Below are 24,382 nucleotides of genomic sequence, written 5' to 3'. Positions count from 1 at the left end.
GCGCGTTCACCCAATCCCCAACGGACCCTTCCGCATGTTTACCCGTATCGGCCTGTTCCTGTTGACCAACTTTGCCGTGCTGATCCTGGCCGGCATCGTGATGTCCCTGCTGGGCGTCAACCCGGCGCAGATGAGCGGCCTGCTGGTCATGGCCGCGATCTTCGGCTTCGGCGGTTCCATCATCTCGCTGCTGCTGTCCAAGTTCATGGCCAAGCGCGGCACCGGCGCGGTGGTGATCACCGAGCCGCGCAACCAGACCGAGCGCTGGCTGCTGGACACCGTGGCGCGCCAGGCCAAGGCCGCCGGCATCGGCATGCCGGAAGTGGCGGTGTACGACGGCCCGGAGATCAACGCCTTCGCCACCGGCGCCAACCGCAACAACGCGCTGGTGGCCGTATCCACCGGCCTGCTGCACAACATGAGCGAGGACGAGGCCGAGGCGGTGCTGGGCCATGAGATCTCGCACGTGGCCAACGGCGACATGATCACCATGGCGCTGCTGCAGGGCGTGCTGAACACCTTCGTGATCGTGCTGGCGCGCGTGGTCGGCGGCATCATCGACAGCGCGCTGTCGGGCAACCGCGACAGCGGCCGCGGCTTTGCCTACTACATCATCGTGTTCGTGCTGGAGATGGTGTTCGGCCTGTTCGCGACGATGATCGCGATGTGGTTCTCGCGTCGCCGCGAGTTCCGCGCCGACGCCGGTGGCGCGAACCTGGCCGGCCGGCAGAAGATGATCGCCGCGCTGGAGCGGTTGAAGCTCAACCACGGCCAGAGCACGCTGCCGACCCAGATCGCGGCGTTCGGCATCGCCGGGGCGACGGCCAAGAAGCTGTTCCTGAGCCATCCGCCGCTGGAGGAGCGCATCGCTGCGCTGCGCTCTTCGACGGTGGCGTGATCGGTTCGACAGCCCGCAGTAGCCCAAGGACGCCCGGCAGATGCCGGGCGTTTTTCATTGGAGCAGCGTTTCCACTCTCGCTCTCGCTTGTGCCTTGGCTCCTGCGCTTCTGACTTCGTATCCCCTTCCGCAGCGACGGAGCCGACGGACAACACCCCGAAGGGGCGACGTGCAGGGGTTCGGCGGAAATAGGCGAAGCACTGCTTCGCCCCGCCGGACGGGCAGCCGCCGTGCGGCGGCTGCCCCGGACTCGACCGCAAAGCGGGCGAGCACGTCGTTTTTCGACACGACAGGGATGTCGTGTCGAAAAATCCCGGCGGCGGAGTGGACCCGGAGTGCCGCAGGCACGGAGGGCGCGGAGGCAGAGGCGTGTTTCTTTGGGCCACGTTTCTTTGCACGAGCAAAGAAGAGCTCTTCAACAGCCGAATGGCTGGTCAAGGTGGCTCGCGCCCCGAAGGGGAGCGAAAGCCTTTGATCCTGCTTCCGCCCTTGCTCTGGCTTTCCCTGGACATCTGTACCAACGCGATAGTCAAAGGGCCAAGCCAGAGACCAAGCCAGAGACCAAGGCAGAGACCAAGGCAGAGACCAAGGCAGAGACCAAGGCAGAGACCAAGGCAGAGACCAAGGCAGAGACCAAGGCAGAGACCAAGGCAGAGACCAAGGCAGAGACCAAGGCAGAGGCCAAGACAGAGGCCAAGGCAGAGGCCAAGGCAGAGGCCAAGACAGAGGCCAAGGCAGAGGCCAAGGCAGAGGCCTTGGCAGAGGCCAAGGCAGAGGCCAAGCATGAAAGCAGAGCTTTCGCCCCTGCTTCGCAGGAGCGAGTTACTTCTCTTTGCTCGTGCAAAGAGAAGTAACCAAGAGAAACACGCCCCTGCCTCCGTGCCCAGCCCGCTGCGCGGGCTGGGTCCACTCCGCCAGCGGGATTTTTCGACGAGACATCCCTGTCTCGTCGAAAAACGACGCGCGTCCATGCGCGTCGCCCTTCGGGTTTTTCCCGCTGGCTCCGTCGCTGCGGAAGGGGGCACGGAAAGTCAAAAGCAAAGGCAACAGCTACAGCCGAAGCCAAGCCAAAGCCAAAGCCAAAGCCAAAGCCGAAGCCGAAGCCGAAGCCGAAGCCCCCAGTCGGGGAGATTGCATGGCTGCGGCAGCGGGAACCGCCGGCTCGCGGCGGCTACGGCGGGCGCCATGCCGGAAACGGAAACGGCGCCCTCGCAGGCGCCGTCCAGGATCGCGGGGAAGGCCGGATCAGAACTTCGGATCGAACTCCGCGGCATGGCCGGTGTTGACGATCACCTTCTGCAGCGCCTCGCATACCTTCAGGTTGCCGGCCACCACCTGCTGTGTTTCCGGGCCCTTGTCGTCCATGCGCGCCAGCGTGGCGCCGCGGTAGTTGCAGACCTTGCCGCCGGCCTCGCGCACCAGCAGCACGCCGGCGGCGATGTCCCAGGCCTTCACGCCCGCCTCGAAATAGGCGTCGGCGCGGCCGCAGGCCACGTAGGCCAGGTCCAGCGCCGCCGAGCCGGTGCGGCGGATGTCCTCGGCCTGCACCAGCAAGGTGTCCACCGTCTTGAGCTGGCTGCCGGCGCGGGCGCGTTCGCGCGGGGCGAAGCCGGTGTGGATCATGGTGCCGTCCAGGTCCTTGCGCTCGGCCACGCGGATGCGGCGGTCGTTGAGCACGGCACCGGCGCCCTTGGAGGTGGTGAACAGTTCGTTGCGCAGCGGGTCGAAGATCACCGCGTCGGTGGGTTCGCCGTTCTCGACCAGGGCGATGGACACGCAGTAGTGCGGGAAGCCGCGCAGGTAGTTGCTGGTGCCGTCCAGCGGGTCGATCACCCACATCTGCCGGCCGTTGCCCTGCAGGCCGCCTTCCTCGCCGTAGATGCCGTAGTCCGGGTAGGCGCGCTTGAGTTCCTTGACGATCACCTTCTCGGCATCGCCGTCGACTTCGCTGGCGTAGTCCATCCGGCCCTTCTGCACCACGTTCAGCGCTTCGAGCTTGTTGATGTTGCGCAACAGGACGTTGCCGGCGAGGCGTGCGGCCTTGACCATGACGGTGACGGCGGGTTTCTGCATGGCGAAGGGCTCCCGTGAAGGCGAATGGGTCGGACTGGCGGAGGAAAAGAGCGGTCCCGGCGCACGGGCCGGCCGCGCAGTTTACCATCTGCGGCTGTCCCGCTCCTGACTTTTTTCGCCATGTCCGCTTCCGCCCGCATCCGCTTCGTCCTCGTCGGCACCCAGCACCCCGGCAACATCGGCGCGGCGGCGCGGGCGATGAAGACCATGGGGCTGTCCAAGCTGGTGCTGGTGGCGCCGGAGCAGCCGCTGGACGAGGTCGCCTACCGGCGCTCGGCCGGGGCCGAGGATGTGCTGGGCGACGCCCCGGTGTTCGCCACGCTGGCCGAGGCGGTGGCCGATTGCCGGCTGGTGCTGGGCTGCACGGCGCGCGCGCGCCGCGTGCAGCTGGAGGAGCTGCTGCCGGAAGTCGCCGGCCAGCGCGCCGTGGCTAGGGCCAACGAGCCGGCGGAGGTGGCCTTCGTGTTCGGCCGCGAGCGCACCGGCCTGACCAATGACGAACTGCAGCTGTGCCACGCCGCCGTGCATATTCCTTCCGATCCGGAATTCAGCTCCTTGAACCTGGCTGCGGCGGTGCAGGTGCTGGCCTACGAGGTGCGCATGGCGCAGCTGGAAGGGCAGGCCGGGGCGCCGGCGGAGCCCGGGTATGGCGAGGCGCCGGCCAGCCATGCGCAGCTGGAAGGCCTGTTCGGCCAGCTTGGCGACACCCTGGAGCAGATCGATTTCCACAAGGGCCGCGCCCCGGAATCGGCCATGCGCAAGCTGCGCCGCCTGTTCATGAAGGCCGAGCTGTCCGAGCAGGAAGTCCGCCTGCTGCGCGGCATCCTGTCCGACGCCCAGCGCATGGCGCGGCTGGCCAACGAACGGCAAAACTGAGACATCCGTCATCCGGGGATTTTTCGGATAGTCTGTGCGCTTACTCTGTGGGGAGCGCCGGTTTGCGTGTTTCAAAATGGCTTTGGGGAGCCGTGCTGGTGTTGTCCGTGGCGCTGCCCGCCGTGGGGGCGGCAGCCGAGCGTTCGGTGCTGGTACTGGGGCGGCTGAGCGACGATCCGAAGTCGCACTACGAACAGCTCAAGCCCCTGCTGGACTACGTGGTTCCAAGGATGCGCGACGTGGGGATCGTCGAGGGCCGCATCCTGATGGCCAAGGACATGCAGCAGATGGCCAGCTACCTGCGGCGGGGGCGCGTGGACTGGGTGACGGAGACGTCGGGCACGGCCATGGCATTGCGCCAGCGCAGCGGCGCCGAGCCGCTGCTGCTGACCGAACGCGGCGGGGTGGCGGCCTACCATAGTGTGTTCTTCGTCCGCCGCGACAGCCCGATCAACACGCTGGACGAGCTGAAGGGGCGCACCCTGGCGATGCAGAGCGCCTGGTCCACCAGTTCCTACCTGGTGCCGGTGATGGAACTGCTCGCCCACGGCGTGCGCCCGGAAATCCTGCTTACCCCGCAGGACACGCCCACCGCCGACACGGTCGGCTATGTGTTCGCGCGCTCGGAGCTGAACATCTCCACCTTCGTGCACAAGCGGGTCGTCGACGCCGGGGTGGTCAGCAATGTCGACTGGCTCGACGAGCGGCGCGTGCCGGCGGTGTTCCGCCGCGACATGCGCGTGCTGTACGAAAGCGACGACGTGCCGCGTGCGGTGGAAATGGTGCGGCCGGGCATGGACCCGGCGGTACGGGCACGCCTGCAGGAGGTGCTGCTGGAAGCCAGCAACGACCCGGCGGCCGGCCCGGCCTTGCGCAAGTTCTTCGGCACCTCAGCCTTCCACCGGCTGGATCCGGCCAGCCAGCGCGCGCTCGACCGGCTGCGCGCCGGCCTGGTCCGGGTCCGCATGGAGGTGGAATGAAACGGCCGCGCTTCGGGTTGCAGGCCCGCTTCCTGTGCGTGGCCGGCGCCGCGGTGCTGGTGGTCATCGCGATCGTCGCGGTGCTGCTGGCGCGGCAGGCGGCGGCCCAGCGCGAACTGCTGCAGGCCAGCAGCAGCGTGGTCAGCCAGGTGTTCGACGACAGCGTGCGCGAGCAGGGCACCTCGCTGGCGACCTCGCTGGCCGACGCGCTGGTCAACCCGCTGTATTTCTCCGACCTGGACGCGATCGGCGCGCTGTTGCGCAGTGCCGCCAGCCAGAAATCGGTCAGCTACGTGCTGGTGCACGATGCCGAGGGGCGGCTGGTCCACGACGGCTCGGTCGAGGTCGCCGGCTACGGCCGGCAGATGCAGGACCCGCTGGCGCAGGGGGCGATCAGCGCCGAACAGCTGCGCATGCAGGAGTCGGCGATGGTGCTGGAGGTGGACCTTCCGCTGCGTGTCGGCGGGCAGCGCATCGGCGGCCTGCGGCTGGGCATGGACCTGGCGCCGGTGCGGGCGCAGGAGGCCGAGGCCAGGGCGGCGCTGGAGCAGCGCATGGGGCTGGCCAACCGGCGCCAGCTGGCCTGGGTGATGCTGATGATGGTGGCCCTGGTCGGCCTGGCCTGCCTGGTGGCGCTGTACGTGCAGCGCACCCTGGTGCAGCCGGTGCGCTGGCTCGGCAGCGCCGCGCGCCGCATCGAGGCCGGCGACTACCAGGTGGAACAGCAGGACACGCGCCGCGGCGACGAGATCGGCGAGCTGCTGCGTACCTTCGGCCGGATGGGGCAGAGCATCGCGCGCCACGACCGCGAAGTACGGCAGATGGCCTATACCGATTCGCTGACCGGCCTGACCAACCGCCTGGCCTTCCGCGAGGCGCTGGACCACCGCCTGCTCGGCGCGCGGGCATCGGGGCAGGGGCTGGCGCTGCTGTTCATCGACATCGACGAGTTCAAGCGGGTCAACGACACCCTCGGCCATGAGGCGGGCGATGACGCGCTGCTGCAGTTCGCCCAGCGCATCGCCGCGGCGGTGGAGCAGGACGGCGGCGACGATGCCCTGCTGGCCCGCTTCGGCGGCGACGAATTCGTGATCCTGATCGGCAACGAGACGGGCAGGGTGGAAAACATGGCCACCGCCTTGGCCAAGCGGCTGGTGGCCGACCTCGGGCATCCGCTGCAGGTGCAGGGGCGCGAGATCTTCCTCGGCAGTTCGATCGGCATCACCCTGTTCCCCGAGGACGCCAGCGATGCCACCGGCCTGCTCAAGAACGGCGACATCGCCATGTACCAGGCCAAACTGGCCGGCAAGAGCTGCTTCCGCTATTACAGCCGCGCACTGGACCATGCGGTCGAGCGGCGCCTGCACCTGGAGCAGGAGCTGCGCGGCGCCTGGGAGCGCGGCGAACTGCGCCTGGTCTACCAGCCGATCTTCCGTACCCTGGACCGCATGCTGATCGGCGTGGAAGCGCTGCTGCGCTGGCAGCACCCGGCGCTGGGCGCGATTCCGCCGTCGATGTTCATCGACATCGCCGAGCAGAGCGGGCTGATCCAGACGCTGGGGCCGAAGGTGCTGCGCGCCGCCTGCCAGCAGGCGCGACAGTGGCCGTGCAACGCCGCCGGCGAGGAGCTGTTCGTCTCGGTCAACGTATCGCCGCGGCAGCTGCGTAGCGGCGACCTCGTCGCAGCGGTGGAGCAGTGCCTGCACGCTTCCGGGCTGGCCGCCTCGCGCCTGCACCTGGAACTGACCGAGACGGCGGTGATCGGCGATGAAATGCTGGCCGCCTCGCTGCTGGAAAAGCTGCACCGCACCGGGGTGAAAGTGTGGCTGGACGACTTCGGCACCGGTTTCTCCGGGCTGAGCCACCTGCGCCAGGTGCCGGTGGACGGGGTCAAGATCGACAAGAGCTTCGTCGCCGACCTGCAGCGCGACCCGGACGACCTGGCCCTGACCACCGCGATCATCGCCATGGCCCATGCGCTGGGCATCACCGTCGTGGCCGAGGGCATCGAGCACCAGGCCCAGTTCGACCTGCTCAACGCGCGTGGCTGCGACCTGGTACAGGGCTACTGGCTGGCGCGTCCGCTGGATTCGGACGACCTGGTGCGCCTGCTGGACGCGACGCCGGACCCGGCGGCCTGATACATCGCCGGCGATCCCAACGCAGGCATGTGCGGGGCTTGCCCCCGCAAGGGGGGCGTACCGGCAAAGCCCGGGCGGGGCGTGCCCCGCCGTTACGCGGCGTGCAGCGGCCGCTTGCCGGTGTCGCCGGCGATCTCGCGCACCAGCCTGGGCACCAGGTAGCCGGACAGGTGCGCAGCCAGCGCCGCGTGCAGTTCCAGCGCGCGCGCGTCGTCGACCTCGAAATGGGCCACGCCCTGCACCCGGTCCAGCTGGTGCAGGTAGTAGGGCAGCACGCCGGCGGCGAAGCTGCGCTCGCTCAGCGCGGCCAGGGCGTCGACGTCGTCGTTGACGCCGCGCAGCAGCACCGCCTGGTTGAGCAGCTGCGCGCCGGCGCCGCGCAGGCGGGCGAGGGCGGCATCGACGCCGGCGTCGAATTCGTTGGCGTGGTTGGCATGGATCACGAAGGCCAGCGGCCACGGCAGGCCGGCCAGCCAGCGCACAAGTTCGTCGTCCACGCGCTCGGGCAGTACCACCGGCAGGCGGCTGTGGATGCGCAGGCGCCGGATGTGCGGCACCGCGGCCAGTGCCCCGGTCAGTTCGGCCAGTTTGGGCGTGGCCAGCGACAGCGGGTCGCCGCCGGACAGGATCACCTCGTCGATCGACGGGTCGGCGGCGATGGCCGCCACCGCTTCCTGCCAGCCGCCGCGGGCGGCGTTCTCGCCGGCGTAGTCGAAATGGCGGCGGAAACAGTAGCGGCAGTTGATCGCGCAGCTGCCGGTGGCCACCAGCAGGGCGCGGCCGCGGTACTTCTGGATCACGCCGGTGGCCTTCTTCGCCGGGCCGTCGCCGACCGCGTCGAAACTGAACCCCGGCACCACCCGCATCTCGGCGTCGACCGGCAGGACCTGGCGCAGCAGCGGGTCGGCCGGGTCGCCCGGGCGCATGCGCGCGGCGAACCCGCGCGGCACCCGCAGCGGGAACTGCGCCAGCGCCTGCGCCGACACGCCCAGGTCGGCGGCCGCCAGCCCCAGCCCGGCCAGCAGCTCGGCCGGGTCGCGGATCGCCTGCCGCCAATGCGCCTGCCAGCGGCCGGCGGGCAGGGGGGCGGGGGATGGCTGTGGAGCGGGGGCGAGGGCTGCGGTTATCATGGGCGACCAGAAAAACAGATGCCCGCCTTCGAGGCGGGCGTTCCATTCTAATCCGGCCGCCGCGTGCGCGCCGGTTTTGCCACTTATCAGGAGTTCCAGCATGGCCAGCTACGGCATGAACGACGTGAAGAACGGGATGAAGATCCTGGTCAACAACCAACCGGCGGTCATCATCGACACCGAGTACGTCAAGCCGGGCAAGGGCCAGGCGTTCACCCGCGTGAAGTACCGCCTGATCAAGGACGGCCGCACCCAGGAAATCACCATGAAGTCGACCGACTCGCTGGATGCGGCCGACGTCGTCGATACCGACATGAACTACATGTACAGCGACGGCGAGTACTGGCACTTCATGGACCCGGAAACCTTCGAGCAGGTGCAGGCGACCAAGGCCGGCATGGGCGGCGCCGAGAAGTGGCTCAAGGGCGAGGAATCCTGCGTGGTCACCCTGTGGAACGGCGAGCCGATCGCCGTGCAGCCGCCGAACTTCGTCGAACTGAAGATCACCGAGACCGACCCGGGCGTGCGCGGCGATACCTCCGGCGGCGGCGGCAAGCCGGCCACCCTGGAAACCGGCGCGGTGGTGCGCGTGCCGCTGTTCGTCGGCCAGGACGAAGTGATCCGCGTCGATACCCGCTCCGGCGAATACTCCGCGCGCGTCAAGTAAACCCATGCGCGAACCCGCCGGCGTCGAGCAGGCTGTCGAGGAACCGGTCCGCGAGGACCGGTTTCCGCATGAGCGGGTGGTGAATTTCTGCGACGCGGTGTTCGCCATCGTCATCACCCTGCTGGCGATCGAACTGCGACTGCCGGGCAGCGAGCTGATCGAACGGGTGGGCGCCGACCAGGCCTGGGGCGAGACCTTCGGCCTGCTGCTGTCCTACGTCATCAGCTTCTTCGTGACCGGGCTGTTCTGGGTAGGCCACATGCTCACCTGGAAGCATGTGCGGCGGGTCAACGGCAAGGTGGTATGGCTGGCGTTGCTGCAGCTGTTCTTCGTCGTGCTGATGCCGTTCGCCACGCGCCAGGTGTCGGAGCATTTCGTCTTCTACGCGCTGGTGCTCACCGGCATCTCGCTGTTCTCCTGGCTGGTCCGGCGCAGGGTGGTGGAGCAGGAAGACCTGCGCGCCCGGCTCGGCCCGGCCCAGGCCCGGTTGCTGCTGGCGCGTGGGTTGATCCCGCTGCTGGTCTTTTCCTCCGCCATTCCGCTGGGCCTGTTCGTCCCGGGGAAGTGGGCGGTCCTGGTATTCGCGCTGATTTTCCCGCTGTCCATCCTCGCCAGGCGGCGCATCCTCGCCCGCGGCGACTGAGTGCGCGATGGCGGTCCGGCCCCGGAAGGAAACTTTGCAATGACAGTCCATCAAACCGCAGCGCCCAGCTGCGACCTCCTGATCGAAGCCGGCTACGTGGTGCCGGTCGAGCCGCACGCGGTGGTGCTGGAAGACCACGCGGTGGCGGTCCGCGGCGGCGAGATCGTGGCGGTGCTGCCGCGCGCCGAGGCGCGTGCGCGCTTCCAGGCCAGGGAAGTGGTGTCGCGCCCGCAGGCGGCGCTGATCCCGGGCCTGGTCAACGCCCATACCCACAACCCGATGACCCTGCTGCGCGGCGTCGCCGACGACCTGCCGCTGATGACCTGGCTGCGCGAGCACATCTGGCCGGTGGAAGCGGCGGTGATCGGCCCCGAGTTCGTCGCCGACGGCACCACCCTGGCCATCGCCGAGATGCTGCGCGGCGGCACCACCTGCGCCAACGAGAACTACTTCTTCGCCGACGTGCAGGCCGCCGTGTACAGGAAGCACGGCTTCCGCGCGCTGGTCGGCGCGGTGATCATCGACTTCCCCAGCGCCTGGGCGAAGAGCGACGACGAGTACTTCGCCCGCGCGACCGAACTGCACGACCAGTGGCGCGGCGACCCGCTGATCGGCACCGCGTTCGCGCCGCACGCGCCGTACACGGTCAACGACGCCAATTTCGAGCGGGTGCGCATGCTCTCCGACCAGCTCGACATCCCGGTGCACCTGCACACCCACGAGACCGCGCAGGAAATCAGCGACTCGCTGAAGCTGCACGGCCAGCGCCCGCTGGCGCGGCTGGACCGCCTGGGCCTGGTCAACGACCGCCTGATCGCGGTGCACATGACCCAGCTCACCGAAGGCGAGATCCACCTGTGCGCCGAGCGCGGCGTGCACGTGGTGCATTGCCCCGAGTCGAACCTGAAGCTGGCCTCGGGCTTCTGCCCGGCCTGCGCGCTGCTGCGCGCGGGCGTGAACCTGGCCATCGGCACCGACGGCTGCGCCAGCAACAACGACCTGGACATGTTCAGCGAGAACCGCACCGCGGCGATCCTGGCCAAGGCCGTGGCCAACGACGCCACCGCGCTGGACGCGGCCACCACGCTGCGCGCGGCCACGCTGGGCGGCGCGCGCGCGCTGGGCTTCGGCGAGAAGATCGGCTCGATCGAGGTCGGCAAGCAGGCCGACCTGGCCTGCGTGGACCTGTCGGCGCTGGAAACCCAGCCGCTGCACCACGTACTGTCGCAGCTGGTCTATGCCGCCGGCCGCCACCAGGTCAGCGATGTGTGGATCGCCGGCCAGCCGAAGCTGGTGCAGCGCGAACTGGTGGGCATGGACGTGGCGGCGATCACCGCCAACGCCCGCCAGTGGCGCGACCGCATCCGTTCCGTCCGCGCCTGAGCGCGGCGGTTTCACGAGGACCCTGAAATGACCGCAGCCCCGACGTCCAACAACTTCGATCAGGCCGAGCTGGACAAGTTCGCCGCGCTGGCCAACCGCTGGTGGGACGCCGACGGCCCGCAGAAGCCGCTGCACGCGCTCAACCCGGTGCGGCTGCAGTACGTGGCCGACCGCGCCACGCTGCGTGGCGCGAAGGTGCTGGACATCGGCTGCGGCGGCGGCCTGCTGAGCGAGGCGCTGGCGAAGGAGGGCGCGCAGGTCACCGCCATCGACCTGGCGCCGGAACTGGTCAAGGTCGCGCGCCTGCACGGGCTGGAATCGGGCGTGCAGGTCGATTACCGGGTGCAGGCCGCCGAGGACCTGGCCGCCGAACAGGCCGGCGCGTTCGACGTGGTGACCTGCATGGAGATGCTGGAGCACGTGCCGGACCCGGGCGCGATCATCGCCGCCTGCCAGCGCCTGCTGCGGCCCGGCGGCAAGCTGTTCCTGTCCACCATCAACCGCACCCCGGCCGCGTTCGCGGTGGCGGTGGTCGGCGCCGAATACATCGCCCGGCTGCTGCCCCGGGGCACGCACCACTACCAGGAGTTCATCAGGCCGGCCGAGCTGGGCGCCTGGCTGCGCCAGTCCGGGCTGCAGCTGCAGGACATCAGCGGCATGGCCTACGAGCCCTGGCGCAACCGCGCGCGCCTGAGCCGCCGCACCGACATCAACTACCTGGCCTTCGCGGTCAAGCCGGACCAGGCGTGAGCGCATCGTCATTCCCGCCGGTGGTGCTGTTCGACCTGGACGGCACCCTGCTCGATACCGCGCCGGATTTCGTCGTTACCGCCAATGCCATGCGCCAGGCGCGCGGCATGGACGCGCTGACCGCGCAGCCGCTGCGCCCGGTGGTATCCAAAGGATCGCGGGCGATGCTGGCGGTGGCCTTCCCGCACATGGCCGAGAGCGAGCGCCACGCGCTGGTGCCCGAATTCCTCGACGTCTACCAGTCGCTGATCGGCCGCCATGCGCGGCTGTTCGACGGCATCGCCGACATGCTGCAGGCGCTGGAACAGGCGGGCAGCCGCTGGGGCATCGTCACCAACAAGCCCGAATACCTGGCGCGGCTGATCCTGCCGCAGCTGGGCTGGGAGCAGCGCTGCGCGGTGCTGATCGGCGGCGACACCCTGGCCGAGCGCAAGCCGCATCCGCTGCCGCTGCAGGTGGCCGCGCAGCGGATCGGCGCGACGCCGGACCAGTGCGTCTATGTCGGCGACGACGAGCGCGACATCCAGGCTGCGCGCGCGGCCGCCATGCCGGCGGTCGCGGCGCTGTGGGGCTACCGCCCGGACAGCGACGACCCGGTGCTGTGGCAGGCCGACGTGATGGCGGCCACACCGGCCGCGCTGCTGGAGCCGGCCGCCTGGCCGTGGCCGCGCGGCCGGCGCTGAGACCGCGCGGCCGCAGGCGCGTCGATCAACCGCCGCAGCGGTGGTAGGCGAACGGGATTTCCAGCGTCTTCCCGTCTTCTCCGGGCCCTGAGATGGAAGCCCGCAACCCCGCGCCATCGCGCCGGTATTCGATGCGGTTGGGGAAATCGTGTGCCGGGTTGGCGAAGACCACCCAGCCGTCGCCGCGGTCGGCGATGGCGAACACGGTCGGCGCCACGCCGTTGGGCTGGACATGCAGGCCCGCGTCCCTGCCGGTGGGCACCAGGCGCATGAACTCGAACGACTCGGTGCCGCCGCCGCGTACCGTGCGTGACATGCCCAGCAACGCGCCACCGGCTTCCGGCAGCCATACTTCCTCGATCTTCCGCTCCGCGTCGCCGCCGCACCACTGGCCTGCCAGCCAGTCGAGTTCGCCCGCGGTGGCCGTCCCGGCCGCCAGCGCCATGCCCGTACCCAGCACGATTCCTGCCTTCGTCATGTTCCGTCTCCCCTATGGATGGCGGCAGGCTAGTCGTGCCCTGGTCGCGGCGCTTGTAAAAACGCGCAGCGCGGGGTTCGATGGCGCATGGACTACATCGAGCATCCGCCACCGCCCGACCTGCAGCGCCACGTGCGGTGCCTGTGGGTGCTGCGCGACGACGCCCCCGACGCCCAGGTGCAGGTCATCTATCCGGACGGCTGTTGCGAACTGCTGGCCGAGCTGGGCGTGCCGCTGCGCTTCCATGGCGCGGACGGGCAGGTCCGCTCCGACCAGCCGTTCTGTTTCGCCGCCCAGCAGCGCGGCCCGGTCCGGCTGCAGGCGGCCGGGCCGGTGTTCTGCATCGGCGTGCGGCTGAAGCCGGCGAGCAGCGCGCTGGTGGCCGGCGCGCGGCTGCCCGGGCTGCGCGACCATGCGCCCGACCTGTACACGCTGGACCCGGCCTTCGCCGCCCGCTTCGCCGACGCCGCGCGCGCCTACGCCGCCACCCGGTCGCCGGAGCCGTTGTGGCGGCTGCTGCGGGAGCTGGACGCCGGCTTCGCGCCCGACGCGCTCATCGAGCGTGCCGTCGCCCTGCTCGACGCCGCCGATGGCGACCTGCGCATCGCCGAACTGGCGCGGCGGCTGGGCATCGGCCTGCGTACCCTGCAGCCGCGTTTCCTCGCCGCGGTGGGCATGACCCCGAAGGAATACGCCCGCGTGCGCCGCCTGCAGGCCCTGCTGCGCACGCTGGACGCCGAAGATGCGGACATCGCCGACGCGGCCGCGCGCCACGGTTACAGCGACCAGGCGCATGCCACGCACGAGCTGGTCAGCTGGACCGGCGTCACCCCGGCCCGGTTGATGCGCGCCCTGCGCGGCAACCGCGAAGGCGAGGATGCGCTGCGGCTGGCGGCCGCCTTCGTGCGGGGGAGCAGCGCCGCCCCGGCGGCGCCGGCACGTGGTACGCGTTCGCCGGGAAAGCGCCGGCCGGCCACCGCCTGACGCGCGCCTGCCTGCCTGCCGGCGCGGGCGCAGGGCGGCAGACGGCGCGCGGGCAGGTTCTTACAATGGGCGCATGACTGGATCTGATTCGCTGGACGGCTTCCTGGACAAATGGCGCGAGCGCTGGCCCGAGTGGCCGCTGGTCGACCGTTTCCTCGCCCCGGAGCTGCATCGCCGCACGCTGGCGTGGTTCGCCCTGCTGCAGGAATTCGACGACATGCTCAACACCGCCGGCGACCCGTTGCCGGCCAATGCCAAGCTCGGCTGGTGGGGCGAGGAACTGCGCAGCTGGGCCGGGCAGCGTTCGCGGCATCCGCTGGGGCGCGTGCTGGAGCCGGTGCGGGCGCCCTGGGCGCAGCTGGCCGAAGCGCTGCCGGACCTGGTCGAGGCCCGCGAAGCCGCCGCCGACCCGGCGCAGGCGCGCCGTTCGCTGCAGCGCTTCGCCGACGCGGTGGCGGCGGTGGAAGCGGCGCTGTTCGATGCGCCGCTGCAGCCCAGGGCCGGCGACGCGGTGCTGACCCAGATGCTGGCGCAGCGCGTGCAGGACCTGGGTGCCGCCGCGGTGCCTGCCGCTGCCGGCGGCGAAACCTCATGGCAGCAGGCGCTGCTCGCGCGCTGGCCCGCGCGTGTCGCCGGGCCGCGCCCGCGCCGGCTCTATGCGGCGCTGGCCCGCGCGCGCCTGCGGGCCCGCATCCGCGGTGGCGACTACCAGCCGAGCCCGGCCGGGCTGCTGTGGCGAAGCTGGTGGGCCGCGCGCGGCTGAATCTGCGCAGACTCCGGTGCGGTCGCTGGCCGGCTGTCGACCGTGCAACGGCCGGTCGGGCCAGCGTTGCCGGAGAAGCTGCGCCTCAGGCCGGCGGAGCCGCTGGCGGTTCCTTCGCCTTGGTCGGATAGGTGAGCAGATAGAGCAGCACCAGGATGCCGGCCACCGGCGCCAGACTGATCAGCTGCCACCAGGGATTGAAGCCCGCGTCACGCAGACGCCGCGTGCAGGCCGCCAGCCACGGCAGCAGCACCAGCAGCGAAGCCAGTTGCAGCGGCAGCGGGCCGACGGCCTCGGCAAGCAGCTGAGCGAAGGCCAGCAGCATGGTCACGGCCAGTGCGAACCACCAGAAATCCGCGCGTGGCGTGACGCCGTTGAACTCCAGCCCGCGCAGCACCCCCTCGCGCATGGCCAGCAGGGCCGGCTGGCTGGGTGTCGGCTCGCCCATCAGCAGGCTCTCGGCGGGTACTTCGAAAACGGCGGCCAGTGCCCGCAGCGACTCCGTCGAGATCTTCGTGCCCGATTCCAGGCGCTGGATGGTCCGCAAGTTCAGGCCGCTCAACGCGGCCAGCTGTTCCTGCGACCACTGGCGGGCGGCGCGCAGCTCGCGAAGGCGGGTGCCATTGACGTGCATGGATGCTCCTTTGGGGCACTGGGGTCGGATTCCGCCATCATCCCGCCGAATGCCCGGCCCGGTGACGGCACGAAGCCGACACGGACAGGACACGGATCCGACTGCAGGGGGGGCGAACCCGGCCGCCGCGGCTCCCGGGTGTACTGGAGCAGGCAGGCTGGAAACAGGCGACGATGGCGCGGTGTCGCCGCGCGCCTGTGCGGCGAAGGGTGGCGGTTGCTCTCGGCTCAAGCGCCGTGCCAAGCGTACGTGGGAAGAACTACCGCCGCGGCCCCAGGCAGACGGGGGACTTCCAGGTTTACTTGCCGCGTTCGAGCACCAGCAGCGGATCGATGCGCACATCGAACCAGTTCATTCCCCAGTGCAGGTGCGGGCCGGTGGCGCGGCCGGTGGCGCCGACGGCGGCGATCACCTGGCCCTGCTCGATGCGGTCGCCGACCTTCACGTCGATGCGCGACAGGTGCAGGAAGTTGGAACTGATGCCGAAGCCATGGTCGAGCACCAAGGTGCCGCCGGTCAGGTAGAGGTCCGGGTTGGCGAAGGTGACGATGCCGGCGGCCGGCGCCTTCACCGGCGTGCCGGCCGGCGCGGCGATGTCCATGCCCGAATGCCCGGCGCCGGGCTGGCCGTTGTAGACGCGGGCATTGCCGAAGCGGCCGCTGATGCGGCCCTGCACCGGCCACAGGAAGGTCTGGGTGAAATCGGTGCGGTTGTCGTCGCGCCGGCGCGATTCAGTGACCTGCGCCTGCTCGCGGGCGATGCGCTCGGCGATGGCCGGCGGCGGGTTCACCGTCTTCGGCGGCACGCCGTTGACCCGTTCCACCGGCCAGTCGCGCGGCGTCACCGCGATCGCCGCGGTCTCGCTGCCGCCATCCGGGCGACGCACCTGCACCTGCAGCGGGCCCTTTTCGTCGCGACCGATGCCGAACACCACGCTGCCGTAGGCGCTGACCCGCAGGTCGCGGCCGGCGTAGCGCACCGTGCTGCCGGCCGGCACCTTGCCGATCACCAGCGCGCCCTGCGAGGCGCTGGCCGGAAACACCACGCGGTTGTCGACCAGTTCGGCGATGCCGTCCTGCGCCTGCGCCGGCGGAGCGGGAAGCAGGGGCGCCGCGAGCAGCAGCACCCCGGACACGAAGGCCGACCGCATCAGCGGGCGTAGGTCATGCGCTGGCCGGCGGGCTGGCCCACCAGCCTGCTGCCGTCCCACACCCGTTGGCCATTGACCCAGGTGGAGGCGACGCGCGAGCGGAAGGTGGTGCCTTCGAACGGCGACCAGCCGCACTTGGACAGCACGTCCTCGCGCCTGACCGTGAACGGTACGTCCTCCACCAGCACCAGGTCGGCGAAGTAGCCTTCGCGCAGGAAGCCGCGCTCCTCCACGTCGAACAGCTGCGCCGGCGCATGCGCGAACTTCTGCACCACCTGCTCGCGGGTCAGCTTGCCCTCGTGCACGCGCTCCAGCGCGGCGACCAGCGCGTACTGCACCAGCGGCAGGCCGGACGGCGCCTGCGCATAGGGTTTCTGCTTTTCTTCCCAGGTGTGCGGGGCATGGTCGGTGGCCAGCACGTCCAGCACGTCCTCGGCCAGCGCGGCGGTGATCGCCTCGCGGTCGGACACTTCCTTGATCGCCGGGTTGCACTTGATCAGGTTGCCCTTGGTCGCATAGTCCGGGCGGGCGAAGTGCAGAAAGTGCACGCAGGTCTCGGCGGTGATCTGCTTGCGGCTGCCGTCGGCGCGGATCAGCGGGCCCTTCTCGAACAGCGCCAGTTCGTCGGCGGTGGAAATGTGCAGCACGTGCAGGCGGGTACCGTGCTTTCGCGCCAGCGACATCGCCAGCCGGGTCGACTTGATGCAGGCCTCGCGCGAGCGGATGTCCGGGTGCATGTCCGCGGTCAGCGCCTCGCCGTACTTCTCCTGGAACGCCTTCATGTTGGCGTCGATCATCGGCGTGTCTTCGCAGTGCGTGATGATCGGGGTGGGGCAGTCGCGGAAGATCGCGTCCAGCGTGTCCGGGTCGTCCACCAGCATGTTGCCGGTGGAGGCGCCCATGAACACCTTCACGCCCGGCGCCTTCTTCGGGTCGAGCACGCGGATGGCTTCAAGGTTGTCGTTGCTGGCGCCGTGGTAGAAACCGTAGTTGGCCCAGGCGCGGCCGCGCGCCAGTTCGTACTTGGCCTCGAGGATGGTGGAGTCCAGCGTCGGCGGGTTGGTGTTGGGCATGTCCATGAAACTGGTCAGGCCGCCGGCCACGGCCGCGGCCGATTCGGTGGCGATGTCGCCCTTGTGCGTCAGCCCGGGTTCGCGGAAATGCACCTGGTCGTCGATCATGCCCGGCAGCAGCCAGCGGCCGGCGGCGTCCACCACCTCCTCGCCGGCGCGCGGCGCCAGGCCGCTGCCGATCTGCGCGATGCGGCCGTCCTCGATGCGCAGGTCGCCGTCGAAGGTGCGGCCTTCGTTGACTATGCGGGCATTGGTGATGAGCGTGGAGGGCATGTCAGTGTTTTCCTGTGCAGCGGCAAGAGGGGGCGGCGGCCTTTTCCGGGACCGGATCGAAGCCGCCGGGGTGGAGCGGATGGCAGCGGCCGAGCCGGCGCAGCGTAAGCCAGCCGCCCCGCAATGGGCCGTGTACGCCGATCGCGTCCATCGCGTATTCGGAGCAACTGGGGACAAAGCGGCAGCGCGGCCCCAGCAGGGGGCTGATGAAGCGCTTGTAGAAGCGCAGCAGGGCGATGAGAAGTCGGCCGATCACCCGGGGATGATAAGCCAGCTGGCATTGCCCAAGGATTTGTCGCACGATGCCGGACAGGCGGCAGGCGGACTTCGGACGCCTTCCACCCACCGGGTACGCCGGTCGTGCCTGGTCACGTTCCGAACTGCGCGGGACGATCCGGCGATGCCGCCGGGCCGCTCCGGGCCGCTCGGGCATCCGTTCATGTCGGGGCGGTCGGCGCGGTTGCCGCTGCTGGTCGGGTAGGCTATAAAGGCCCGCTTTCCCGGGCCCCGGGGGAAACAAGGAAGAGCGTTTCGTGGCTGCTAAAAAACCTGCAAAAAAGGCCGTCAAGGTCGCCAAGAAAACCGCCAAACCTGCAGTCAAGAAGGCGGCGCCCAAGCCGGTAGTCAAGAAACCGGCCGCCAAGACCGCCAAGCCGGCTGCGAAGAAGGCGCCTGCGAAGAAGGTGGTGGCCAGGAAGGCCCCGGCCAAGCAGGCAGCGCCCGCCAAGAAGACGGTGGCCAAGAAGGCCGCGGTCAAGAAGGCGCCCGTCAAGAAGGTGGCCGCCAGCAAGGCCCCGGCGAAGAAGGTGACCGCTCCGGCGGCCAAGGTGGTCAAGGCCGCCAAGCCTGCCAAGCCGGTGGCCAAGGCCGCCGTGAAGACGGCAGCCAAGGCTTCCAAGTCCCCGGTCAGCAAACCCGTCGTCAAGTCCGTACCGAAACCGGCCGCCAGGCCGGTGCCGGCCAAGCCTGTCCAGGCCGAAGTCGCCAAGAAGGTTCCCGCCCCGGCCCCGGTGCCGGCGGCGAAGGCACCGGCTCCGGTGGCCAAGGCCCCGCAATCCAAGAATCCCGTGCCTGTTTCGAAATCCCCCGCAAAGACCGCCGTCAAGTCCGCCGCACCCGCCGCCGTCCGTCCGGTCGGCAAGGTCGCCGTTGCCGTAACCGCGCGCTCGGCCGCCCCGGCCCCGCGCAGCAAGCACAAAGTGATCGAGTACAAGACCGACGAGGCGACCGGTCGCCCGATCCTGCCGGCCGGCTACAAGCCGTCTGCGGACGAGGAGTACATGAGCCCGCTGCAGCAGGAGTACTTCCGCCAGCGCCTGCAGGACTGGCGCGCCGACCTGGTCGAGGAATCCAAGCAGACCATCGAGAACCTGCGCGAGGAAGTGCGCGACATCGGCGACGAAGCCGAACGCGCCACCCGCGAGACCGAGAACTCGCTGGAGCTGCGCACCCGCGACCGCTACCGCAAGCTGATCGGCAAGATCGACAGCACGCTCAAGCGGCTGGAATCGGGCGACTACGGCTACTGCGTGGACACCGGCGAGGAAATCGGCCTGGAGCGCCTGGAAGCGCGCCTCACCGCCGAGCGCACCATCGATGCGCAGGAGCGCTGGGAGCATCTGCAGAAGCAGCAGGGCGACTGAGGCTTCCGCGTCGCTGCCGCCTGTTCAAACCCCGCGCCCAGCGCGGGGTTTTTGTTCATATGATCCGCAACGCGTCCAGGCCGGAATGCGGGCAACCGGGAGGCTCCGAAGGCAGCCCCAGGGAGCGGTGGTGAGGTTGCAGCCACGCCCAAGCCGGCCTGCTCCGCACGGCGTTCTGTCCTGGCCACACCGGCGATGCGCACCCAGACCCTGCGATGCTGTCCGCTCCGGCAGATTTCCAGGGGCGGTGGTACGGTGGCGGCATCTCCCCGTGGCCGAGTGACCTTCAACACCGCTTCGAAGTCAGGATCCGTTTTCAAAGAGGTTCCATCGCATGCCCCGACGCATCCTGCACGTAGTCAGCAACGTGGCCCGCTATGGCGACGGCAACGAGCCGACCGGCCTGTGGCTGTCGGAACTGACTCATGCCTGGCAGGTGTTCGCCGCGCAGGGCCATGAGCAACGCCTGGTGAGCCCGGCCGGTGGCGTCTCGCCGCTGGAGCCGCGCTCGCTGAAGTGGCCGCACCTCGACGCCACCGCGAAGGCATGGCTGGCCGATCCGGCGTGCATGGCGCTGCTGTCCACGACCGCCCGGCCAGACGCCATCGACGCGGCGGATTTCGATGCGGTCTACTTCACCGGCGGGCACGCGGTCATGTGGGATTTCCCGGACGCGCAGGAACTGCAGCGCATCGCGCGGGACGTCTTTGAGCGTGGCGGCATCGTTTCGTCGGTGTGCCACGGTTACTGCGGCCTGCTGAACACACGGCTTTCCGATGGCTCCCTGCTGGTCGCCGGGCGTCGGCTCACCGGCTTCTCGTGGCGGGAGGAGGTGCTGGCCGGCGTCGCCGGCAAGGTGCCGTACAACGCCGAGGAGGAAATGAGAAAGCGCGGCGCGCATTACGAAAAGGCATGGCTGCCGTTCGTCCCCAGGGTGGTGGTCGATGGACGCCTGGTGACCGGCCAGAACCCGCAGTCGGCCAGGGCGACCGCCAGGCAGGTCGCGGCGCTGCTTCGCTGACGGAAATCAGCGCCGGGCCGGCCTCCGGGCGGTCGCGGGAGGCCGTGCATCGTCCGTTTCCGCCAGCCGCATGCCCGCCAGCACCCGCTGCGCGTTTGCTTCGCAGCCCATGTCCTGCGGCCTGGCCTGGATCTGCCCGATCAGTTCGACCAGCTGCGCCTTGCCCCGTGCCAGTTGCAGCTGCAGCGCCTCGATGTCGGCCACCTTGCGGTGCAGCGCGTCCAGCAGCGCGCCATGCTCCCACTGCGCCAGGTCGCCAGGTAGCAGTGTGCGCAGTTCGTCCAGGCTGAAGCCCACCCGCTGCGCGGTCGTGATCAGCTGCAGCGCCAGCACTGCTTCGGCCGGATAGCGGCGGTAGCCGTTGGCCTGGCGTTCGACCGCCCTGAGCAGGCCGATGCGCTCATAGAAGCGGATGCGCGACGGGGCGAGGCCGGTGCGCTCGGCAAGTTCCCCGATCTTCATGCGGGCGATCTTCCAAGGCGGGGGATTTGACCTTGAACTCTACTTCAAGGTTAGCCTCGGCGGCAGAACCAATGCGACCCATCGAGGAGGACGCAATGCAGACGATTCTGGGGGCGAATGGACAGATCGCCGTGGAGCTGGCGCGGGAACTGCGGCGTGGCCATTGCGACGGACTGCGCCTGGTCAGCCGCCATCCACGCAAGGTCAATGACGACGACACGACGGTTGCCGCCGATCTCCTCGATGCCGCGCAGACCGCCGCTGCGGTCGAGGGCAGCAGCGTCGTCTATTTCACCGCCGGCCTGCCGCCGGACACGGCGCTGTGGGAAAGGCAGTTCCCGACGATGCTGAGGAACGCCCTGGATGCGAGCCGCGCCGCGGGAGCCCGCTTCGCCTATTTCGACAATACCTACATGTACCCGCAGGACAGTCGCCTGCAGACGGAGGCGACGCCGTTCGCGCCGGTCGGGCGCAAGGGCAGGGTGCGTGCGGCGATGGCGTCGATGGTGCTGGAGGAAATGGCGCGTGGCGACATGCCCGTGCTCATCGGCCGGGCACCGGAGTTCTATGGTCCCGGCAGGACGCAGAGCTTCACCAACGCACTGGTCATCGACCGGCTCAAGGCCGGCAGGACGCCGCGCGTGCCGGTGCGCGACGACAGGCTGCGTACCTTGATCTGGACGCCGGATGCGAGCCGGGCGCTGGCGGCCCTGGGCAACGCGCCGGACGCCTATGGGCAGACCTGGCATCTGCCGTGCTGCGACGAGCGGCCCACCTACGGACAGTTCGCCGATATGGCCTGCGAGGTCTTCGGCCGGGAGCCGTCCCACGGCGTCATCGGCAAGTGGGCGCTGATCGCCGCCGGCCTGGTTTCGCCGCGGGTGCGCGAGATGTGGGAACTGCTGCCCCGCTACGAGCACGACAACCTGTTCGACTCCGGCCGGTTCAAGCGCCGCTTCCCGGATTTCAGGGTGACGTCCTATCGGGAAGGGCTGGCGTCGATCTGCGCTGGATCCTAGGCTCGACAGCGCGCCGCCATGCTGTTGGCCGTCCCGGCAGCGCGTGGCGCATCGCAGCCGGTGCGAGGGGCGCGGCTTAGACTGGGCCGCCGATGCCGCCTGCCATGACCATGCTCCAGCACCTGCCTTACCGACTTGGTTGCCCGTCCTGGAACGCGCCGGCCTGGCGCGGTGCGTTCTACCCGGCCGATCTGCGGGCCGGCGAGAGCCTGGAGTACTACGTGCGCACCTTCAACGCGGTGGAGGGCAATACCACCTTCCACGCGCGGCCCGCCGCCGCCACGGTGCGGCGCTGGGCCGAAGCGATGCCGGCGGATTTCCGCTTCTGCGCCAAGTTGCCGCGCGACATCAGCCACCAGGGCGACCTGCGCGACCACCTGCAGGCCACCACGGAATTCCTGGACCTGCTGGCGCCGCTCGGTCCCCGCGTCGCGCCCCTGTGGCTGCAGTTGCCGGCCCGCTTCGGCCCGGAGCGGCTGGACGAACTGGCGGCGTGGCTGGATCACCTCGCCACGCGCGAGCGGGCCGTGGAAGTGCGCCATCCGGCGTTCTTCGCCCGCGGCGCGGAGGAGCGCGCGCTCAACCGCCTGCTGCACGCGCGCGGCGTGGAGCGCATCTGCCTGGATTCGCGCGCGCTGTTCGCCTGCACCGCCGACGACCTGGCGGTGCGGCACGCGCAGTCGAAGAAACCGCGCCTGCCGGTGCGGGCCGCTGCATTCAGCAACAGCCCGCAGGTGCGTTTCATCGGCGGGCCGGACCTGGAGGCGAACCAGGCCTGGCTGCTGCCGTGGGTCGAACGTGTCGCCGCCTGGATCGAGCAGGGGCGCACGCCGCATGTATTCCTGCATACCCCGGACAACCGCCTTGCCGCCGAACAGGCACTGCGTTTCCATGCGCTGCTGCGCGGGCGCCTGCCGGGCCTGCCGGAACTGCATGCGCCGGTTGCCGCCGCGCCGCAGCCGGCGCTGTTCTGACCTATTGCAGGTCGCGCAGGTTCAACCGCCGCAGCGTCGGGTTCTTCCACGCGGTGATGCCCGCCACGCCCAGTACCGCGCAGCCGCCGACCACTACCGCGGGCACCAGGCCGAGCAGCCGCGCCATGGTGCCGGCGTAGAACGCGCCCAGCTCGTTGGAGGAGCTGATGAAGATGCCGTTGATGGACGACACCCGGCCGCGCATCTCGTCGGGCGTGGCCAACTGCAGGATGGTCGAGCGCACCACCACCGACACGCCATCGAAGGCGCCGTAGAACAGCAGGATCGCCGCCGACAGCCAGAAGCTGTGCGACAGGCCGAAACCGATCACGCACAGGCCGAAGCCGGCCACCGCGTACAGCAGCACGCGGCCGGCGTTGCGGTGCAGCGGGTGGCGGGCCAGCCACAGCCCCACGCATACCGAGCCCAGCGCCGGCGCCGCGCGCAGGATGCCCAGGCCTTCCGGGCCGTAATGCAGGATTTCCTGGATGAAGGCCGGCAGCATCGCCACCACGCCGCCGAGCAGTACCGAGAACATGTCCAGCGCCATCGCGCCGAGCATCACCGGCGTGGACAGCACGAAGCGGGCGCCCTCGGCGATGCTGGCGAAGATCGGCGCGCGGGTCTGCGGCGGCGGCGCTTCCTGCACCCGCAGCATGGCCAGCGCGACAACGGCCAGCGCCGCCATCGACGCGGCCACGCCATAGGCCAGGCCCTTGCCGCCCCAGCCGACCAGCACGCCGCCCAGCGCCGGCCCGAGCACCATGCCGGCCTGGAACACCACGCTGCCGAAGCCGGCGCCGCGCGCGTACTGCCCGCGCGCCAGCACGCGCGCGAACAGCGCGTTGTAGATCGGCGACAGGAAGGCGCGGACCATGCCGGTCAGCGCGATGGCCAGGTAGATCGGCCACACGCCGCGGAACGGCAGCCCGCCCAGCGCGACCGCGCAGAGGATGGCGGCGGTGGCGACCAGCCCGAGGCTGGCGACCATGCCCAGCCGGCGCCGCGGCAGGTGGTCCACCAGGTAGCCGGCGAACGGCGCCACGCAGAAATAGGGCAGCACTTCGGCCAGGCCGACCAGGCCCAGCGAGAACGGATTGCGGGTGATCTCGTAGATGTGCCAGCCGACCGTGACCGCGACGATCTGGTAGGACAGCATCGCGGTGATGCGGTAGGCCAGCAGCTGCACGAAGCCGGCCTGGCGCAGCAGCGCGCCCAGACCCGCATCGCCGGTGCCGGCGCTCACTGCGGCTGCGACCGCGCGGTGTCGCGGATGAAGGACAGCATCGCCGCCAGCCCGTTGCTGCGGGTCGGCGACAGGTGCCGGGCCAGGCCGATGGCGGCCACGTAGTCCGGCTCGGTGGCCAGGATCTCGGCGGCGGAGCGGCCCGAATAGACGCGCAGCGCCAGGTAGATCAGCCCGGAGACGATGGCCGAGTCGCTGATGGCATGGAACACCAGCCGCCCGGCGTTGCCTTCCGGCACGATCCACACCATCGACTGGCAGCCGTGCAGGCGGTGCTCTTCGGTCTTCCACTCATCCGGGAAGGCCGGCAGCTTGCGGCCCAGGTCGATCAGGTACTGGTAGCGCTCGGACCAGTCGCCGAAGAAGGAGAATTCGTCGGCGATCGCGGCCTGCGCTTCGGCGGCGGTGGCTTCGAGGGGGAAGGGGGAGTCGGTCATC

26 protein-coding genes are annotated in these 24,382 nt (G+C 69.9%); 16 read left to right on the top strand and 10 right to left on the bottom strand.

Features of this window, described 5'->3' with window-relative positions; translation table 11 throughout:
- Nucleotides 1-34: 34 nt before the first annotated feature.
- A complete protein-coding gene (gene htpX / locus AC06FP_RS06290; RefSeq protein WP_478074925.1) occupies nt 35-898 on the top strand; it encodes a protease HtpX in 864 nt (287 codons plus the stop codon).
- 377 nt (nt 899-1,275) lie between these two features.
- Nucleotides 1,276-1,752: a hypothetical protein gene (locus AC06FP_RS06285; protein ID WP_478074924.1), complete on the top strand. Its 477-nt coding sequence runs from the start codon at nt 1,276-1,278 to the stop codon at nt 1,750-1,752.
- 391 nt (nt 1,753-2,143) lie between these two features.
- Here the strand turns inward: AC06FP_RS06285 and AC06FP_RS06280 are convergent, their stop codons facing one another.
- Nucleotides 2,144-2,971, bottom strand: a complete 828-nt coding sequence (locus tag AC06FP_RS06280) for an inositol monophosphatase family protein (RefSeq protein WP_478074923.1) — start codon at nt 2,969-2,971, stop codon at nt 2,144-2,146.
- Between the two features lie 120 nt (nt 2,972-3,091).
- Here AC06FP_RS06280 and AC06FP_RS06275 point away from each other — a divergent pair, with 120 nt between their 5' ends.
- The 3 genes from AC06FP_RS06275 to AC06FP_RS06265 are packed head-to-tail and all read left to right on the top strand — an operon-like array spanning nt 3,092 to nt 6,968.
- The gene (locus AC06FP_RS06275; protein ID WP_478074922.1) at nt 3,092-3,847 is read left to right on the top strand and encodes an RNA methyltransferase; all 756 of its coding nucleotides are present in this window, start codon (nt 3,092-3,094) and stop codon (nt 3,845-3,847) included.
- Nucleotides 3,848-3,894: 47 nt separating this feature from the next.
- Nucleotides 3,895-4,827, top strand: a complete 933-nt coding sequence (locus AC06FP_RS06270; RefSeq protein ID WP_478074921.1) for a phosphate/phosphite/phosphonate ABC transporter substrate-binding protein — start codon at nt 3,895-3,897, stop codon at nt 4,825-4,827.
- Nucleotides 4,824-6,968, top strand: a complete 2,145-nt coding sequence (locus AC06FP_RS06265; protein WP_478074920.1) for a putative bifunctional diguanylate cyclase/phosphodiesterase — start codon at nt 4,824-4,826, stop codon at nt 6,966-6,968. Before AC06FP_RS06270 ends, AC06FP_RS06265 begins: the two co-directional genes overlap by 4 nt.
- Before the next feature lie 92 nt (nt 6,969-7,060).
- Here the strand turns inward: AC06FP_RS06265 and epmB are convergent, their stop codons facing one another.
- Nucleotides 7,061-8,098, bottom strand: coding sequence for an EF-P beta-lysylation protein EpmB (epmB, locus tag AC06FP_RS06260; protein WP_478074919.1), 1,038 nt, complete (start codon nt 8,096-8,098; stop codon nt 7,061-7,063).
- Between the two features lie 100 nt (nt 8,099-8,198).
- Between epmB and efp the strand changes: the two genes are divergently transcribed.
- Genes efp through AC06FP_RS06235 form a run of 5 tightly spaced genes read left to right on the top strand, consistent with a single transcriptional unit; the run spans nt 8,199 to nt 12,224 of the window.
- Nucleotides 8,199-8,765 (top strand): elongation factor P, encoded by a 567-nt coding sequence (gene efp / locus AC06FP_RS06255; RefSeq protein WP_054665025.1) that lies wholly within the window; start codon nt 8,199-8,201, stop codon nt 8,763-8,765.
- Between the two features lie 4 nt (nt 8,766-8,769).
- The gene (locus tag AC06FP_RS06250) at nt 8,770-9,408 is read left to right on the top strand and encodes a TMEM175 family protein (RefSeq protein WP_456119105.1); all 639 of its coding nucleotides are present in this window, start codon (nt 8,770-8,772) and stop codon (nt 9,406-9,408) included.
- Nucleotides 9,409-9,447: 39 nt separating this feature from the next.
- Complete coding sequence (locus tag AC06FP_RS06245; RefSeq protein ID WP_478074918.1) at nt 9,448-10,791, top strand: TRZ/ATZ family hydrolase; 1,344 nt, start codon at nt 9,448-9,450, stop codon at nt 10,789-10,791.
- Nucleotides 10,792-10,818: 27 nt separating this feature from the next.
- Entirely contained in the window at nt 10,819-11,541 is a 723-nt protein-coding gene (ubiG, locus tag AC06FP_RS06240) for a bifunctional 2-polyprenyl-6-hydroxyphenol methylase/3-demethylubiquinol 3-O-methyltransferase UbiG (protein ID WP_478074917.1), read from the top strand.
- Nucleotides 11,538-12,224 carry a phosphoglycolate phosphatase gene (locus AC06FP_RS06235; RefSeq protein ID WP_456119108.1) on the top strand — a complete coding sequence of 229 codons (687 nt, stop codon included), beginning with the start codon at nt 11,538-11,540 and terminating at the stop codon, nt 12,222-12,224. The genes ubiG and AC06FP_RS06235 overlap by 4 nt, the downstream gene beginning before the upstream one ends.
- Before the next feature lie 25 nt (nt 12,225-12,249).
- On the opposite strand, the gene AC06FP_RS06230 is transcribed toward AC06FP_RS06235, so the two are convergent.
- Entirely contained in the window at nt 12,250-12,702 is a 453-nt protein-coding gene (locus tag AC06FP_RS06230) for a DUF6265 family protein (RefSeq protein ID WP_456119109.1), read from the bottom strand.
- 87 nt (nt 12,703-12,789) lie between these two features.
- Between AC06FP_RS06230 and AC06FP_RS06225 the strand changes: the two genes are divergently transcribed.
- Both AC06FP_RS06225 and AC06FP_RS06220 read left to right on the top strand, forming a co-directional pair.
- Nucleotides 12,790-13,686, top strand: coding sequence for a helix-turn-helix domain-containing protein (locus tag AC06FP_RS06225; protein ID WP_478074916.1), 897 nt, complete (start codon nt 12,790-12,792; stop codon nt 13,684-13,686).
- A 73-nt stretch (nt 13,687-13,759) separates the two neighbouring features.
- Nucleotides 13,760-14,449: a squalene/phytoene synthase family protein gene (locus AC06FP_RS06220; RefSeq protein ID WP_456119111.1), complete on the top strand. Its 690-nt coding sequence runs from the start codon at nt 13,760-13,762 to the stop codon at nt 14,447-14,449.
- Nucleotides 14,450-14,534: 85 nt separating this feature from the next.
- Here AC06FP_RS06220 and AC06FP_RS06215 read toward each other — a convergent pair whose 3' ends face one another.
- From AC06FP_RS06215 to yidD, 4 genes are all read right to left on the bottom strand, one after another.
- Nucleotides 14,535-15,083: a DUF805 domain-containing protein gene (locus tag AC06FP_RS06215; protein ID WP_478074915.1), complete on the bottom strand. Its 549-nt coding sequence runs from the start codon at nt 15,081-15,083 to the stop codon at nt 14,535-14,537.
- A gap of 298 nt (nt 15,084-15,381) precedes the next feature.
- Nucleotides 15,382-16,233 carry a M23 family metallopeptidase gene (locus tag AC06FP_RS06210; RefSeq protein WP_478074914.1) on the bottom strand — a complete coding sequence of 284 codons (852 nt, stop codon included), beginning with the start codon at nt 16,231-16,233 and terminating at the stop codon, nt 15,382-15,384.
- A complete protein-coding gene (locus tag AC06FP_RS06205; RefSeq protein WP_478074913.1) occupies nt 16,233-17,579 on the bottom strand; it encodes a dihydroorotase in 1,347 nt (448 codons plus the stop codon). Before AC06FP_RS06205 ends, AC06FP_RS06210 begins: the two co-directional genes overlap by 1 nt.
- 1 nt (nt 17,580) lies before the next feature.
- Nucleotides 17,581-17,853 (bottom strand): membrane protein insertion efficiency factor YidD, encoded by a 273-nt coding sequence (gene yidD, locus AC06FP_RS06200; protein WP_478075295.1) that lies wholly within the window; start codon nt 17,851-17,853, stop codon nt 17,581-17,583.
- 259 nt (nt 17,854-18,112) lie between these two features.
- On the opposite strand from yidD, the gene dksA reads away from it, so the two are divergent.
- Both dksA and AC06FP_RS06190 read left to right on the top strand, forming a co-directional pair.
- On the top strand, nt 18,113-19,222 hold the full coding sequence (dksA, locus tag AC06FP_RS06195) for an RNA polymerase-binding protein DksA (RefSeq protein WP_478074912.1): 1,110 nt from the start codon (nt 18,113-18,115) through the stop codon (nt 19,220-19,222).
- 334 nt (nt 19,223-19,556) lie between these two features.
- Complete coding sequence (locus tag AC06FP_RS06190; protein ID WP_456119116.1) at nt 19,557-20,243, top strand: type 1 glutamine amidotransferase domain-containing protein; 687 nt, start codon at nt 19,557-19,559, stop codon at nt 20,241-20,243.
- A gap of 6 nt (nt 20,244-20,249) precedes the next feature.
- Here AC06FP_RS06190 and AC06FP_RS06185 read toward each other — a convergent pair whose 3' ends face one another.
- Nucleotides 20,250-20,705 (bottom strand): MerR family transcriptional regulator, encoded by a 456-nt coding sequence (locus AC06FP_RS06185; protein WP_478074911.1) that lies wholly within the window; start codon nt 20,703-20,705, stop codon nt 20,250-20,252.
- Between the two features lie 95 nt (nt 20,706-20,800).
- On the opposite strand from AC06FP_RS06185, the gene AC06FP_RS06180 reads away from it, so the two are divergent.
- Complete coding sequence (locus AC06FP_RS06180; protein WP_478074910.1) at nt 20,801-21,724, top strand: NAD-dependent epimerase/dehydratase family protein; 924 nt, start codon at nt 20,801-20,803, stop codon at nt 21,722-21,724.
- 104 nt (nt 21,725-21,828) lie between these two features.
- Complete coding sequence (locus AC06FP_RS06175; RefSeq protein ID WP_478074909.1) at nt 21,829-22,698, top strand: DUF72 domain-containing protein; 870 nt, start codon at nt 21,829-21,831, stop codon at nt 22,696-22,698.
- Nucleotide 22,699: 1 nt separating this feature from the next.
- On the opposite strand, the gene AC06FP_RS06170 is transcribed toward AC06FP_RS06175, so the two are convergent.
- Complete coding sequence (locus tag AC06FP_RS06170; RefSeq protein ID WP_478074908.1) at nt 22,700-23,944, bottom strand: MFS transporter; 1,245 nt, start codon at nt 23,942-23,944, stop codon at nt 22,700-22,702.
- Entirely contained in the window at nt 23,941-24,381 is a 441-nt protein-coding gene (locus AC06FP_RS06165) for a SufE family protein (protein WP_433851310.1), read from the bottom strand. Before AC06FP_RS06165 ends, AC06FP_RS06170 begins: the two co-directional genes overlap by 4 nt.
- Nucleotide 24,382 lies beyond the last annotated feature (1 nt).

The organism is Stenotrophomonas sp. Steno-Z2, from assembly GCF_056393235.1.
Note: the sequence above shows the minus strand (reverse complement) of the source record. Positions and strands in the feature narration are given on the sequence as shown.